Source organism: Embleya hyalina (assembly GCF_003967355.1).
GTDB classification, from domain to species: Bacteria; Actinomycetota; Actinomycetes; order Streptomycetales; family Streptomycetaceae; genus Embleya; species Embleya hyalina.
The window spans coordinates 148,639-162,009 of sequence record NZ_BIFH01000024.1 but is presented as its reverse complement, the minus strand read 5'-3'; the positions used below and the strand labels follow the sequence as shown (position 1 = coordinate 162,009).

The window sequence follows — 13,371 nt, the reverse complement described above, 5'->3', positions numbered from 1 at the left end:
AACCTCCACACGACGGCGTTCGAGACGCCCATGGATCAACGAGGACCCCAACGTAGCCGCTCGCGCGGACACCTCGGCCCGCCCCCGGGGGTTCGGGGCGGGCCGAGGTGATCGGAGGCGGTCCGAAGTGTTACGCGTCGACCGTCTCGTCCGGCTTCGCCTCCGGTGCCTCGGTCGCCTTCGGCTCCGGCTTGTAGCAGAGCTTCAGCAACAGAGCGGCGTTCGCCACCCCGACGCCGGCGGCGAACAGCGCCGGACGCAGGCCGGATCGACGGCGGCCGACCAGCGCGTCGACCGAGTACTTGCCGTTGCCGAGCGCGGCCAGCGCGACCGCGGCGCCGCCGACCACGGCGGTGTACTCCCAGCCGCCCTTGAACACGAAAAAGCCCTTGCCCTTGTGGTCGGTCGCGGCGGCGACGCTCATCAGCCCCACCGTGGCCGCCGACGGCAGCGGGTTGGCCACGCCGAGCACGATGCCGACGCCGGCCGCCATCTCGGTCCCGGCCGCGAGGCGCGCGTGCACCTCGGCGGGCTGGAGGCCGAGCGACTCGAACCAGCCGGTGGTGCCCGCGAGGCCGCCGGGGCCGGCGACCTTGTTGTAGCCGTGCGCGAACAACATCGGGCCGAGCGTCGCCCGAAGCACCAACGCCGCCACATCCCGGCCCTCGGCCGCCACCGGGGCCTTCTTCTTCCTGCCGAACATAGCCCACCTCATCAGCTGACACATCGTCACATCTCACGAGGCAACCTACCTGTCGCGAAACGCGAGCCGAAAACGGGTCCGAGTCCGGCCTGGATCGCGGGTGCCGTCCTCAAACGCCGGACAGGCTAAAGCGCTCGGCCACACCCGCAACCGAGCCAATCTCGACCCACCGTCCTCAAACGCCGGACGGGCTGATGTGTTCGGCGACATCCACAAGTGAGCCGATCTCGACTCGCCGTCCTCAAACGCCGGACGGGCTGATGCGCTCGGCCACACCCGCAACCGAGCCAAGCTCGGCCCACCGTCCTCAAACGCCGGACGGGCTGATGTGTTTGGCGACATCCACAAGTGAGCCGATCTCGACTCGCCGTCCTCAAACGCCGGACAGGCTGATGCGCTCGGCCTCATCCGTGGATGGGCCGAGTTCAGGACGACAACCGCCCCGCAACCAAATCCCCGAACGCCACCAAAAACAGCCCGTCCGGCGTTTGAGGACGGCAAGCGGGCACCCGGTCAGCCCACGACCGAGGCCGGACCCAAGCAGCCCGTCCGGCGCTTGAGGACGGCAAGCGGACACCAGGCCCACCCGCGAACGGGGCCGAGCGCATCAGCCCGTCCGGCGCTTGAGGACGGGCAAGCCGGGCTCAGCCGGAGGCGACCGGCTCGGCCGCGGCGGGCTCGCCGGCCGTGGACCTCGGCACCACCACGGGCGTGCCGTCCCCAGGCGCCCGCAGGATGTCCGCGTCCACGTCGTACAACGCCCGCACCAACGCCGCGTCCACGACCTCCCGAGGCGGCCCCGACGCAATCACCCGCCCCGCCCGCATCGCGACCAGCACGTCCGCGTAGCGCGCCGCCGACGCCAGATCGTGCAGCACCATCACCACCGTGCGCCCACCCGCGGCCACCCGCCGAACCAGCCCCAGCACCTCGACCGCGTGCCCGAGATCGAGCGCCGACGTCGGCTCGTCGAGCAACATCACCGGCGCCTCCTGCGCGATCACCATCGCGACCCAACACCGCTGCCGCTGCCCGCCGGAGAGCCGATCGAGCCGCCGATCGGCCAACGAGAGCACGCCGGTCGCGGTCAACGCCTCCCGACACACCCGCTCGTCCTCGCGCGACCACTGGCGGAACAGACCCTGGTGCGGGTGCCGCCCATACCGCACCAGGCCGGACACCGTGACCGCCTCCGGCGCCTGCGGGTTCTGCGGCAACAGGCCCACACGGTGCGCGGCCTGACGCGGCTTCAGCCCCCAAATGTCCGTGCCGCCGACCGCGACCCGACCCGATTCCGGCCGGTGCAGACGCGCGATCGAGCGCAGCAGCGTGGACTTCCCGCAGCCGTTCGGCCCGACGATCGCGACCACCGTGCCCGCGGCGACGGACAGGTCGACGCCCGACACCGCACGATGGCCCGGGTATCCGGCATGCAGATCTTCCACGAGCAGTTCCATGGGCGGACCTCCCGGCCGTACACAGCATATGTAAGGCGAGGCTAACCTAATCGAACCCGGTCGCGGCACCGGTGCCCCCGGTCAACGGTCGGTCAACTCCGGGAACCACCGGGCACCGACCCGTCCGGCGCGGTCCGCGAACAGCAGCGCGTCCCTCCCGTGCCACGCGAGCGCGGCCACCGGCGCCGAGACGTGCCGACGTACGAGCGGGGTCGCCGCCTTGCGCGCCGACCCCGCTCGTACGTCCCACACCACGAGCATCCCGTCACCCCCCGAGGTGGCCAGCAGACCGCCGCCGGCCGGCCGCCACCGAGGCGCGCACGCCCGGGGCTGGGCGGGCAGTCGACGCGGGCGCGGGCGTACCCGGCCGCCTCGGGCGGCGAGATCCCACACCGTCAGCCCGGCCCGGTCCTCGACCGCGAGCCGGCCGCCGCCCGCGTCGAGGGCGAGCCCGACGGCGGCCAGGTCGCCGACCGAGTCCAGGTCCTCGTGCGTCCCGCCGGCCCCGCGCACCTGCACACCCGGCACGTCGCCCGCCGCGCACAACCAGGCCCCGCCCGGCGTACCGGCCAACAGCCGCACCGGCGTCGGCCAGGTCCATACGTGCGTGCGGCCGCGCGGTCCGTACATGTGCACCTCGCCGCCGAGCGCGACCGCGAGGCCGCCCCCGTCGACCCAGACCACGTCGTCCACCCGCACCCGCCCGTCCACGGCGCGCCACGACTCGGTCCCGGTGCCGGGCGCGTACACCCGCACGACGCCGCCGAAGGACACCGCGCAACGGCCGTCCGCGGACCACGCGCAGCGAGCGGGCAGGCCCGGTGTCCGCACCACCAGGGCACCGTCGGTGACCCGCCACAGGGCGTAGCCGGTGGGCCCGGCGAGGGCGACCACGGAGCCGTCCGGCGAGAATTCGGTCCGGTACACCCCGCCCGGCACCACGATCCGGGCCAGGAATCGCCCGGTCGCCGCGTCGAGGAGACGAACCCCGCCGGCGACCCCCGCGACCACACACGATCCACCCGCGATCGCGACGTCGGACGGTACGTCGTCGATCCCGTGCTCCCAGCCAAGCCCCGTACGTGTCGCCATGACGGTCATCGCGGCTCCCTTGTTCGCGGGCCGATCCTCGCGCGCTCGTGTTTCGGCCAGGAAAACTTTCGGCCGGGAAACTCTCGGCGAGGCGCCGGTTTCCCCGGGTTCGCCGCGTCTGCTAGTAAGACGACCGGACCTGTTCACCGATGGATCGGATCACACCGTTGAGGACCCTCGCAGACATGGCGCCGATCGCGACGGACCTGGCGGGCGCCAGTGGGAACGAGCCCACCATCTTCGTCGCGGGCCTGGTCCTCGTCGCGGCCGGCGCCCTGTTGGCACTCGCGGGCCGCCGCCGATTCGCGGACGACGCGGAAGACCCGGAGGACGAGTACGACGAGGAGCCGATCAAGACGCGTCCGATACCGCCCAGGGCAGCCACGACAACCACACCCCCCGAAGCGACGCCGAACACGGCCCACCCACAGGACAGTTCCCCCGCCTCGGACGAAGCCGACCCCGACGCCGCCCCGAACTCACCCGAACCGGCGGCAAGTTCCACACCGACGAGCCCGCCGAGTTCGACAGACACGGAACCGACGGCCCAAACCACGCCGGCAGGCAAGGCCACAACGGCCGACACCACCGCCACGGAACCGAGCCCGAAGCCCGAGCCGACGCCCGACGAAACCACCACGCCCGAACCGGCATCGGCGCCCACCGGCAAGGCCCCCTCAACCCCCGAGCCCAGCCCCAAGCCCGCCGCCGAACCCAAGCCCAAGCCCGAACCCAAGCCCGAGCCCGGCACCACCACGCCCACAGCCTCCGCCGCCGCCCCCAAGCCACCCCCAGCGCCGGCGCCGGCGACAAACACCAAGCCCACTCCCGAACCCCCCGGCCCGGCACCGGACTCCACCCCCGACGCGACCGGCAAGCCCACAACGGAACCCGACCCGAGCCACTGAAACGGGCCTTCGATCCCCCACCAAGCCCCACAACTCCCGCGCCACCTCCGCAGCGGGAGACCCCTCCCGGCGCCGGCCACCACAGCGCCCCCGACAGCAACCCTCCACGCGGGCCCTCCGTCGACACCCCGAGGCATGGCCCCCGCTCGGCAGCCTCCTCACCGCGCTCACCGCGCTCACCGCCACGCCGCCCACCCCGACTCGGCTCACCGCACGCCCCGGCCCCGTCGACTCACCCGCGCGCGACGCCGCCCGTGCGCGCCACGTCGCCCGTCGCGTCACCCGTGTCGCGGCGGGGCCACTCCCGGCCCTCCGTGCTCTCGACCGCGCGGTTGAAGCGGGTCAGGGACTCGAGTAGTTCGCGGCGTTCGCCCTCGTCCCAGGACGCCAACACGCGTTCCAGGCCCCGGCAGTGGCCGGCACGCTCCGCCGCCAGGTGTTCGGTGCCCGCCTCGGTGATCCGCAGTTTGCGGGCCAGGCCGCCGTCCGGGTCCGCGATGCGCTCCGCGTCGCCTGCCCGCAGGAGCGCGGCCACCTGGCGGTTCACCGTCGAGGTGTCGAGCCGAAACGCTTCTGCGAGCGCGCCGATCGTCATCGGCCCCTCGACCTCCAGGCGGGTCAGCAGCAGGTAGGCCGACCGCTCCATGCCGTCGCCCCGCCGCTTGCCCATGACGTGGTGCCGAGCGATCAGCATCAGCTCCCGCTCGATGCCTTCCAACACATCCACTCCCGCCTTCACACCCGATGCGCCGTGTACGACCCTAGCGCCGGGCCCTGGCAATGTGCACGATACACATCATGTGTATCGTGCACATTCATTGACCGCAGCAATCATCCCGACGTTGCCGGCATCCGAGTACCGGAGCCACAAGCCCCGGGCCCGGGCCCCACGCCCGGACCTCAAACCCCAAGCCCCACGCCACAAGCCCCAGGAGGCAGTCAGTGACCGGTTCGAGCGGCATACCGGAGCCGAACCCGGCGGGTGCGGGCGTCCTCCCCCACCCGCCCGCCACCGTGGACCGCGCCGGTCGCGTGGTGGCCGTACTCGCCTTCTGCGGCGTGGTCGTCGCGCTGATGCAGACCCTCGTCGTCCCGCTGCTGCCGAACCTGCCCCGGATGCTCGACACCTCGCCCGCCGACGCCTCCTGGGTGGTCACCGCCACACTGCTCTCGGGGGCGGTCTGCACACCCGTGATGGGGCGCCTCGGCGACATGTTCGGCAAACGCCGGATCCTGGTCGTCAGCCTCGGTCTGATGGTCGCCGGCTCGGTGTTGTGCGCGCTGTCCGACTCGCTGCTCCCGATGGTGGGCGGCCGCCTGCTCCAGGGCGCGTCGTTCGGCGTGATCCCGCTCGGCATCAGCATCATGCGCGACGAACTCCCGCCCGCGAAGCTGGGTTCCTCGATCGCGCTGATGAGCGCGACGCTCGGCATCGGCGGCGCGATCGGGCTGCCGGTGGCCGCGCTGATCGCGCAGAACGCCGACTGGCACATGATGTTCTGGGCGGCCGGCGCGATCGGCGCGCTGGACATCGTCCTGGTCCTGCTCCTGGTGCCCGAGTCGCCGCTCCGGCTGCCCGGACGGTTCGACTTCGCGGGCGCGGGCGGCCTGTCCGTCGGACTGGTCGCCCTGCTGCTCGCCATCACCAAGGGCGCCGACTGGGGCTGGGGCAGCGCCGTCACGCTCGGTCTGCTCGGCCTGGCGGTCGTGGTCCTGCTCGGCTGGGGATGGCTCGAACTGCGCACCGCGCAGCCGCTCGTCGACCTGCGCGTCTCGGCCCGCCCGCAGGTGCTCTTCACCAACCTCGCCTCGGTCGTGGTCGGTTTCGCGATGTTCGCCCAGTCGTTGGTGTTCCCCCAGGTGCTGATGAATCCGGAGAGCACCGGCTACGGGCTGGGCAAGAGCATGGTGGTCGCGGGTCTGTGCATGGCGCCGTCCGGGATCGTGATGATGCTGATCTCGCCGCTGTCCGCCCGACTCTCCGCCGCCTACGGGCCGAAGGTCTCGCTCCTGGCGGGCACCCTGGTGATCGCGATCGGCTACGCGTGCTCGGTGTTCATGCTCGACGCGATCTGGAAGATCGTCGCGATGACGGTGTTGTCGGCGGTCGGTGTGGCCCTGGCCTACGCGGCGATGCCCTCGCTGATCATGCAGGCCGTGCCGATCGGCGAGACCGGGTCGGCGACGGGCCTGAACACGCTGATGCGCTCGATCGGGACGTCGACGTCCAGCGCGGTGATCGGCGTCGTGGTCGCGAACCTGACGATGCGTTCGGGTGGGCGGGAGTTCCCCTCCCACGCCGCGTTCACGACCTCGCTGTGGTTGGGCTGCGGGGCGGCGGTCGTGGGCCTGTGCGTCGCGTTGTTCATCCCCGGACGCAAACCGGTCGAAGCCGCGCAGATCCCGGCGCGCAAGCGCACGGAGAACTCCGAGGCCGTGCCGACGGCGACCTGACGGCACCTCAATTCCCGTGTCGCGCATGGTCAAACCCGCTCGGGTGACGGATGCTCGTAAGTCTTACCCAGGCGCCGACCACCCCTTCGGGAGATCGTCACCCCTACTCCGCCACTCGACAGGGAGTCCAGATGAGCCTTCCCACCTTCCGCGGATCGCGTACGGCCGTGCCCGATCCAGGCTCCGGAGGCACGTGGACCACCACGTCCGAATGGCGACGGCAACCGCTGCCGGTGACCCTGCCCGAGGATTGGCCGATCCTTGCCGGCGGCCTCGTGGTGGTCGCCGCGCACCCGGAGGACGCGGTGCTCGGGGTGGGCGGATTCATCTCGCGGGCGGTGGCGGGCGGCGCGCCGGTCCGGGTGGTCAGCGTGACGGACGGCGACGCCTCCCATCCGGGCAGCCGCTTACCCGGATCGGTACTGGCCGCCCGACGCGTCCGCGAATCCGACCGGGCGTTCGCCACGCTGGTCGGCAATCCCGGCGGCGTGGCCCCGGTCGAGGTGATCCGGCTGCGCATCCCGGACCGCACGGTCGGCAGCCACGAACGCGACCTGGCGGAGCGGCTGATTCCGCTCGTCGCGGGCTTCGCGCTGTGCGCCACGAACTGGCGCGAGGACGGCTTCGCGGATCACGAGAGCACCGGCCGCGCGGCCGACGCGGCCTGCCGGGAAACCGGCGTCGGGCTGGTCGAGTTCCCACTGCGGATGTGGCAGTGGGCCAGGCCGGACGACGCCCGGGTGCCGTGGAGCCGGGCACTGCGGGTCGACCTGACCGAGGTGCAACAGGCCCGCAAGGAACGGGCGTTGTCGTGCCTGGCCTCACAGATAGCCCCCTTGGTCCCGGGCCGCGACGACCGAATCCCCCTGCCGCCGGAAAAACTGGCCTACTTCCGCCGCCCCTTCGAGGTCCTGTTCCGCTGACCCGGCACGGCGCGCCATACACACGCCGCCCGCGGCACCCCCGAGGCGGTCGGCCGTACGGGCAGCGCCCCCGGACGATCGCGGACCCGGGCAACACGACGGCCACGCGGGCGAGGCAGCCACGATGGCCGGTCGCAGCGATCCGGGTGCTCACGGCAGCCACGAGAGCCGGGCGGTCGCCGTGCCCCGGGGCGGTCGCAGCAGCCACCGGCCCCGGCCGGTCACGGCGGGCCGGGGCGGTCGCAGCAGCCACGCGAGGCCGGGCGGTCGCCGTGATCCGGGTGCTCACGGCAGCCACGCAGGCCGGGCCGGTCGCGGCGGGCCAGGGTGCTCACGGCAGCCACGCGAGGCCGGGCGGTCGCCGTGATCCGGGTGCTCACGGCAGCCACGCGGGCCCGGGGTGGTCGCGTAGGCCACGCCGGGCCGGGCGGTCGCGGCGGGCCGGGGCGGTCACGGCAGCCACGCGAGGCCTGGCGATCGCCGTGACCCGGGTGCTCACGGCAGCCACGAGGGCCGGGCCGGTCACGGCGGGCCGGGGCGGTCACGTAGGCCACGCGGGCCTGGCCGGTCGCGGCGGGCCGGGGCGGTCGCAGCAGCCACGTGATGCCGGGCAGTCGCCGTGATCGGTGCTCACGGCAGCCACGCGGGCCGGGCCGGTCGCGGCGGGCCGGGGTGGTCGCGGCAGCCACGCGAGGCCGGGCAGTCTCGGCGGGCCGGGGCGGTCGCGGCAGCCACGCGAGGCCGGGAGGTCGCCGTGATCCGGGTGCTCACGGCAGCCACGCGGGCCGGGGTGGTCGCGTAGGCCACGCGGCCCCGGCCGGTCGCGGCGGGCCGGGTGCTCACGGCAGCCATGCGGGCCCGGGAGGTCGCGGTCGGCCGGGCGGTGGCGTCGGCCCGCCGGCGATTCTCGGACGATCCCGGCCGGCCCGGGCGGCCTCGGCGTCCCGCACCGGCCGCGGGAGGCGCGGCCGGTCGTGGCCGCACGGCGCACCGCGCACCGCGCACCCGCACGTGCGACGCGAGCCGCCCGCCCCGCCGACCCGCACGCGTCCCCTTCCGGAGCCGGCAGGCATCGGCTCAGCCCGGGATCATCAGCCGTTCGCGCAGCGAAGCCAGCGTGCGGGCGAGAAGGCGGGACACGTGCATCTGCGAGATGCCGATCCGCTCGCCGATCTGCGCCTGGGTCAGGTTGCCGTAGAACCGCATGACCAGGATCGCCCGCTCGCGCTGCGGCAACTCGGCCAGCAGCGGGCGCAGCGCCTCGCGGTACTCCACCAGGTCGAGCGCGTGGTCCTCGGAGCCGAGCCGGTCGCCGACCGTCTCCTGCCCGTCCGCGTCCCCGTAGGCGGTCTCGTCCAGCGAGGTCGCGGTGTACACGGTGCAGGCGTCCAGGCCCTCCAACACCTCCTCCTCGGTGATGCACAACCGCTCGGCCAGCTCGCGCGGCGTGGGCGTACGCCCGTGCATCGCGGTCAGCTCGTCGGTGGCCCGCAGCAGCTCGGTGCGCAGCTCGCGCAGCCGCCGCGGCACCCGCACCGACCAGGAGGTGTCCCGGAAGAAGCGCTTGATCTCGCCGATGATGGTCGGCATCGCGTAGGCCATGAAGCTGCTGCCACGATCCGCCTCGTAGCGGTCGATCGCCTTGATCAGCCCGATCGTGCCGACCTGGACGATGTCCTCGACCGGCTCACCGCGCCGCCGGTAGCGCCCGGCCGCGTGCCGCACCATCGGCAGGTTCAGCTCGACGAGCAGTCCGCGCAGGTACGAGTGGTCCACGGTGCCCGGTTCCAGCGTGGCGAGCCGGGCGAGCATCAGATCGCCGGCCGCCCGGGCCATCGGCGTGGGCAGCCGGGTGACCAGGTGCGGGTGGGCCAACAGATCGTCGAGATCCACGGTCGGCGGCGGCGGGGGTGCCGCGACGCGGGGTTCCGCGGTCGTGTCGAGGGTGCTCAGGCGCACGGCCATGCAGGGTCTCCCAATCCGGATGGATGGACACCGATAACCCCGAGCGACATCGAGTCTGTGACCTGAAGCACAGGAAGATCAAGAGCCCTCCGGGGGTACGTCCTGAGGTCAGGATCGCGACATGCGGCCTCACCTCGGCAAACGACGGACCGGCGAAACGGAAAAAACGCACGAAAGCAGCCCATACGGCGCAGTGAAAGCGGACATTCGGTAATCAAACGTCTGCCAAACGTGTCCGTAAAACGCCACGAACCACCACCCGAATGCTCGGGTGGTGGTTCGTGTGGTTCGTTCCGGACCGATCCGGACCGGATCAGCCCAGTTCGAGCAGCAGGTCTCCCGCCTCGACCGAGGACACCTGACCGATCGCGAGCCGGGCCACCGTGCCCGCGCTCTGCGCCGTGATCGACGCCTCCATCTTCATCGCCTCGATGGTCGCCACCGTGCCGCCGGCCTCGACCTCGTCGCCCACGGCCACCTGGAGGGTGACCACGCCGCTGAACGGCGCGGCCACGTGCTTCGGGTTCTCCGGGTTGGCCCGCTCGCTCTCCGGCCGGGCCGGCTTGACCGAGCGGTCGCGCACCGAGAGCACCCGGGGCTGGCCGTTCATCCGGCAGTACACCGTGCGGAAGCCCCGCTCGTCCGCGTCGCCGACCGCCTCGACCGCGAGGTAGAGCGACACGCCCGTGGACAACTTGATGGCCAGTTCCTCGCCCTGGACCAGGCCGTACAGGAACGGCACGGTCGGCACCGCCGAGACGTCGCCGTACAGCCGCTCGGCCTCGTCGTAGTCCCGGGCCGGGCCGGGGAACAGCAGCCGGTTGAGCGTGTCGCGCAGCCGGTCGCCGTCCAGCGCCGCGTCCTGCTCCGGGGTCAGCTCCACCGTGCGGGTCGAGCTCGCGGTGCGGCCCGCGAGGGCGCGGGTGCGGAACGGCTCGGGCCAGCCGCCGGGCGGGGTGCCCAGCTCGCCCTGGAGGAAGCCGATCACCGAGTCGGGCACGTCGAACGCGCCCGGGTCGGCCTCGAACTTGGCCGGGTCCGCGCCCACCGCGCTCAGGTGCAGGGCCAGGTCGCCGACCACCTTGCTGGACGGGGTGACCTTGACGATGTTGCCGAGGATCCGGTTCGAGGCCGCGTAGGCGTCCTCGATGTCCTCGAACTTGTGGCCCAGGCCGAGCGCGATCGCCTGCTGGCGCAGGTTGGACAGCTGGCCGCCGGGGATCTCGTGCCGGTACACGCGCCCGGTCGGCGCGGGCAGCCCCGACTCGAACGGCGCGTACGCCTCGCGCACCGCGGCCCAGTAGGGCTCCAGCGCGCACAGCGCGTCCAGGGACAGGCCGGTGGCCCGCTCGGTGTAGTCGGTCGCGGCCACGATCGCGGACAGCGGCGGCTGGCTGGTGGTACCGGCCAGCGCGGCCGAGGCGCCGTCGATCGCGTCCACCCCGGCCTCGACCGCGGCCAGGTAGGTGGCGAGCTGGCCGCCGGCGGTGTCGTGCGTGTGCAGGTGCACCGGCAGGTCGAAGCGCTCGCGCAGCGCGCCGATCAGGGTCCGGGCGGCGGGCGCGCGGAGCAGGCCGGCCATGTCCTTGACGCACAGGACGTGTACGCCGGCCTCGACCAGCTGCTCGGCGAGCCGCAGGTAGTAGTCCAGCGTGTACAACCGCTCGGCCGGGTTGGACAGGTCGCTCGTGTAGCAGAGCGTGCCCTCGGCGATCGCGTGCGTGCCGAGGGTGGCCTCGATCGCCGGCCGCATCGCCTCGATGTCGTTGAGCGCGTCGAAGATGCGGAAGATGTCGATGCCGGTGCGGGCCGCCTCCTCGACGAACTTCACGCACACCTTGTCCGGGTACGGCGTGTAGCCGACCGTGTTGCGCCCGCGCAGCAACATCTGGATGTTGAGGTTGGGCATGCCCTCGCGCAGCGCCGCCAGGCGGTGCCACGGGTCCTCCTTGAGGAAGCGCAGGGCGACGTCGTAGGTCGCCCCGCCCCACGCCTCGACGCTCAGCAACTCCGGCGTCAGGCGCGCCACATAGGGGGCCGCGGCGGCGAGGTCGTAGGTGCGTACCCGGGTCGCGAGCAGCGACTGGTGCGCGTCGCGGAAGGTGGTGTCGGTGACCGCCAGCGCGCTCTGCTCGCGCAGGGCCCGGGCGAAGCCGGCCGCGCCCAGCTCCAGGAGCCGGTCCCGGCTGCCCGAGGGCAGCTCGCCGGCGGGCAGTTCGGGGAACTTGGTGCGGGGCACCGCAATGCTCGGCGTCGGACCGTACGGGCGGTTGACCGTGACGTCGGCCAGGTAGGCGAGCAGGCGGGTGCCGCGGTCGGCGCCGGGGCGCGAGCGGACCAGTTCGGGGTGCTCGTCGATGAACGAGGTGGTGATCCGTCCGTCGCGGAAGGCCGGGTCGTCCAGCACGGCCTGCAGGAACGGGATGTTCGTGGCCACGCCGCGGATGCGGAACTCGGCCACCGCGCGCCGGGCCCGGTTGACCGCGTCGCCGAAGGTCCGGCCCCGGCAGGTCAGCTTGACCAGCATCGAGTCGAAGTAGGGCAGCACCTCGGCGCCGGTGTAGGTACCGCCGTCGAGCCGCACGCCCGCGCCGCCCGGCGAGCGGTAGGCGGACACCGTGCCGGTGTCGGGGCGGAAGTCGGCCGAGGGGTCCTCGGTGGTGATCCGGCACTGCAGCGCGGCGCCCTGGATCCGGATCTCGCTCTGCGTCAGGCCGAGGTCGGTCAGGCTCGCGCCGGCGGCGACGCGCAACTGGGCCTGGACCAGGTCGATGCCGGTGATCTCCTCGGTGACCGTGTGCTCGACCTGGATGCGCGGGTTCATCTCGATGAACACGTAGCGACCGCGCTCGTCGAGCAGGAACTCGACGGTGCCGGCGTTGCGGTAGCCCACCGCCTCGGCGAAGCGCACCGCGTCGGCGCAGATCCGGTCGCGCAGTTCGGGGTCGAGGTTGGGCGCGGGGGCGATCTCGACGACCTTCTGGTGCCGTCGCTGCATCGAGCAGTCGCGCTCGTACAGGTGCACCACGCCGCCGTCGGCGCCGGCCAGGATCTGTACCTCGATGTGGCGCGGGCGGATGACGGCCTCTTCGAGGAAGACCGTCGGGTCGCCGAACGCGGTCTGCGCCTCGCGCATCGCGGTCTCGATCGAGGAGCGCAGGTCCTCGCGCCGGTCCACCTTGCGCAGCCCGCGCCCACCGCCGCCGGCGGCGGCCTTGACGAAGATCGGGAAGCCGATCTCGTCGGCCGCGGCCACCAGCGCGTCCACGTCGTCCTGCGGCGGCGCGGTGTGCAGCGTGGGCAGCCCGGCGCCCTTGGCCGCCTCCAGCGCGCGCACCTTGTTGCCCGCGAGCGAGAGCACCGCGGCCGAGGGGCCGACGAAGGTGATGCCGTTGGCCTCGCACGCCTCGGCGAGCAGCGGGTTCTCGGACAGGAAGCCGTAGCCGGGGTAGATCGCGTCGGCACCGCACGCGATCGCCGCACCGACGATGGTGTCCACGTCGAGGTAGGCGCGCAGCGGGTGTCCGCGCTCGCCGATCTCGTAGCTCTCGTCCGCCTTCTGCCGATGCAGGGAGTGACGGTCCTCGTACGCGTAGACGGCGACCGTGGTGATGTCGAGCTCGGTGGCGGCGCGCAGGGCGCGTACGGCGATTTCGCCGCGGTTGGCCACCAACAGCTTACGGATCACGAGCTGCGTACCTCCTTGCCCGGGGTGTCCGGGTGCGGGGGAAATCGGACGGGTACCTCGAGACGACGAAGTGCCGGGCCCTGGGTGGAGTCTCGGCAACGGGTCGAACCCTGCGTGACTTTAGGACACGTGTGCAGGTGCCCCGCAGGCCCGGTCCACATGCCGGGCACACCGGGCGGAC

Annotated in this window: 9 protein-coding genes; 3 read left to right on the top strand and 6 right to left on the bottom strand. The window is 72.8% G+C overall.

The genetic code is table 11. The annotated features are described in order from the left end of the window. Nucleotides 1–130 precede the first annotated feature (130 nt). The 3 genes from EMA17_RS25755 to EMA17_RS25745 all read right to left on the bottom strand — a co-directional run bounded on the left by EMA17_RS25755 (nt 131) and on the right by EMA17_RS25745 (nt 3,261). Nucleotides 131–703, bottom strand: a complete 573-nt coding sequence (locus EMA17_RS25755; RefSeq protein ID WP_170222242.1) for a DoxX family protein — start codon at nt 701–703, stop codon at nt 131–133. A 644-nt stretch (nt 704–1,347) separates the two neighbouring features. Then, complete coding sequence (locus EMA17_RS25750) at nt 1,348–2,160, bottom strand: ABC transporter ATP-binding protein (protein WP_126639496.1); 813 nt, start codon at nt 2,158–2,160, stop codon at nt 1,348–1,350. Nucleotides 2,161–2,241: 81 nt separating this feature from the next. Beyond that, nucleotides 2,242–3,261 (bottom strand): WD40 repeat domain-containing protein, encoded by a 1,020-nt coding sequence (locus tag EMA17_RS25745; protein WP_126639495.1) that lies wholly within the window; start codon nt 3,259–3,261, stop codon nt 2,242–2,244. 176 nt (nt 3,262–3,437) lie between these two features. Here EMA17_RS25745 and EMA17_RS25740 point away from each other — a divergent pair, with 176 nt between their 5' ends. Further along, a complete protein-coding gene (locus EMA17_RS25740; RefSeq protein ID WP_126639494.1) occupies nt 3,438–4,160 on the top strand; it encodes a hypothetical protein in 723 nt (240 codons plus the stop codon). A gap of 232 nt (nt 4,161–4,392) precedes the next feature. Here the strand turns inward: EMA17_RS25740 and EMA17_RS25735 are convergent, their stop codons facing one another. Further along, nucleotides 4,393–4,854 carry a MarR family winged helix-turn-helix transcriptional regulator gene (locus EMA17_RS25735; RefSeq protein WP_126639624.1) on the bottom strand — a complete coding sequence of 154 codons (462 nt, stop codon included), beginning with the start codon at nt 4,852–4,854 and terminating at the stop codon, nt 4,393–4,395. Nucleotides 4,855–5,234: 380 nt separating this feature from the next. Here EMA17_RS25735 and EMA17_RS25730 point away from each other — a divergent pair, with 380 nt between their 5' ends. Continuing rightward, nucleotides 5,235–6,614 (top strand): MFS transporter, encoded by a 1,380-nt coding sequence (locus EMA17_RS25730; RefSeq protein WP_246126903.1) that lies wholly within the window; start codon nt 5,235–5,237, stop codon nt 6,612–6,614. A gap of 131 nt (nt 6,615–6,745) precedes the next feature. Continuing rightward, entirely contained in the window at nt 6,746–7,537 is a 792-nt protein-coding gene (locus EMA17_RS55430; RefSeq protein WP_126639493.1) for a PIG-L deacetylase family protein, read from the top strand. A gap of 1,077 nt (nt 7,538–8,614) precedes the next feature. On the opposite strand, the gene EMA17_RS25720 is transcribed toward EMA17_RS55430, so the two are convergent. Together EMA17_RS25720 and EMA17_RS25715 are read right to left on the bottom strand one after the other, a co-directional pair. Next, on the bottom strand, nt 8,615–9,502 hold the full coding sequence (locus tag EMA17_RS25720; RefSeq protein ID WP_126639492.1) for an RNA polymerase sigma factor SigF: 888 nt from the start codon (nt 9,500–9,502) through the stop codon (nt 8,615–8,617). A 313-nt stretch (nt 9,503–9,815) separates the two neighbouring features. Continuing rightward, nucleotides 9,816–13,190, bottom strand: a complete 3,375-nt coding sequence (locus tag EMA17_RS25715; RefSeq protein WP_126639491.1) for a pyruvate carboxylase — start codon at nt 13,188–13,190, stop codon at nt 9,816–9,818. Between the last annotated feature and the right edge of the window lie 181 nt (nt 13,191–13,371).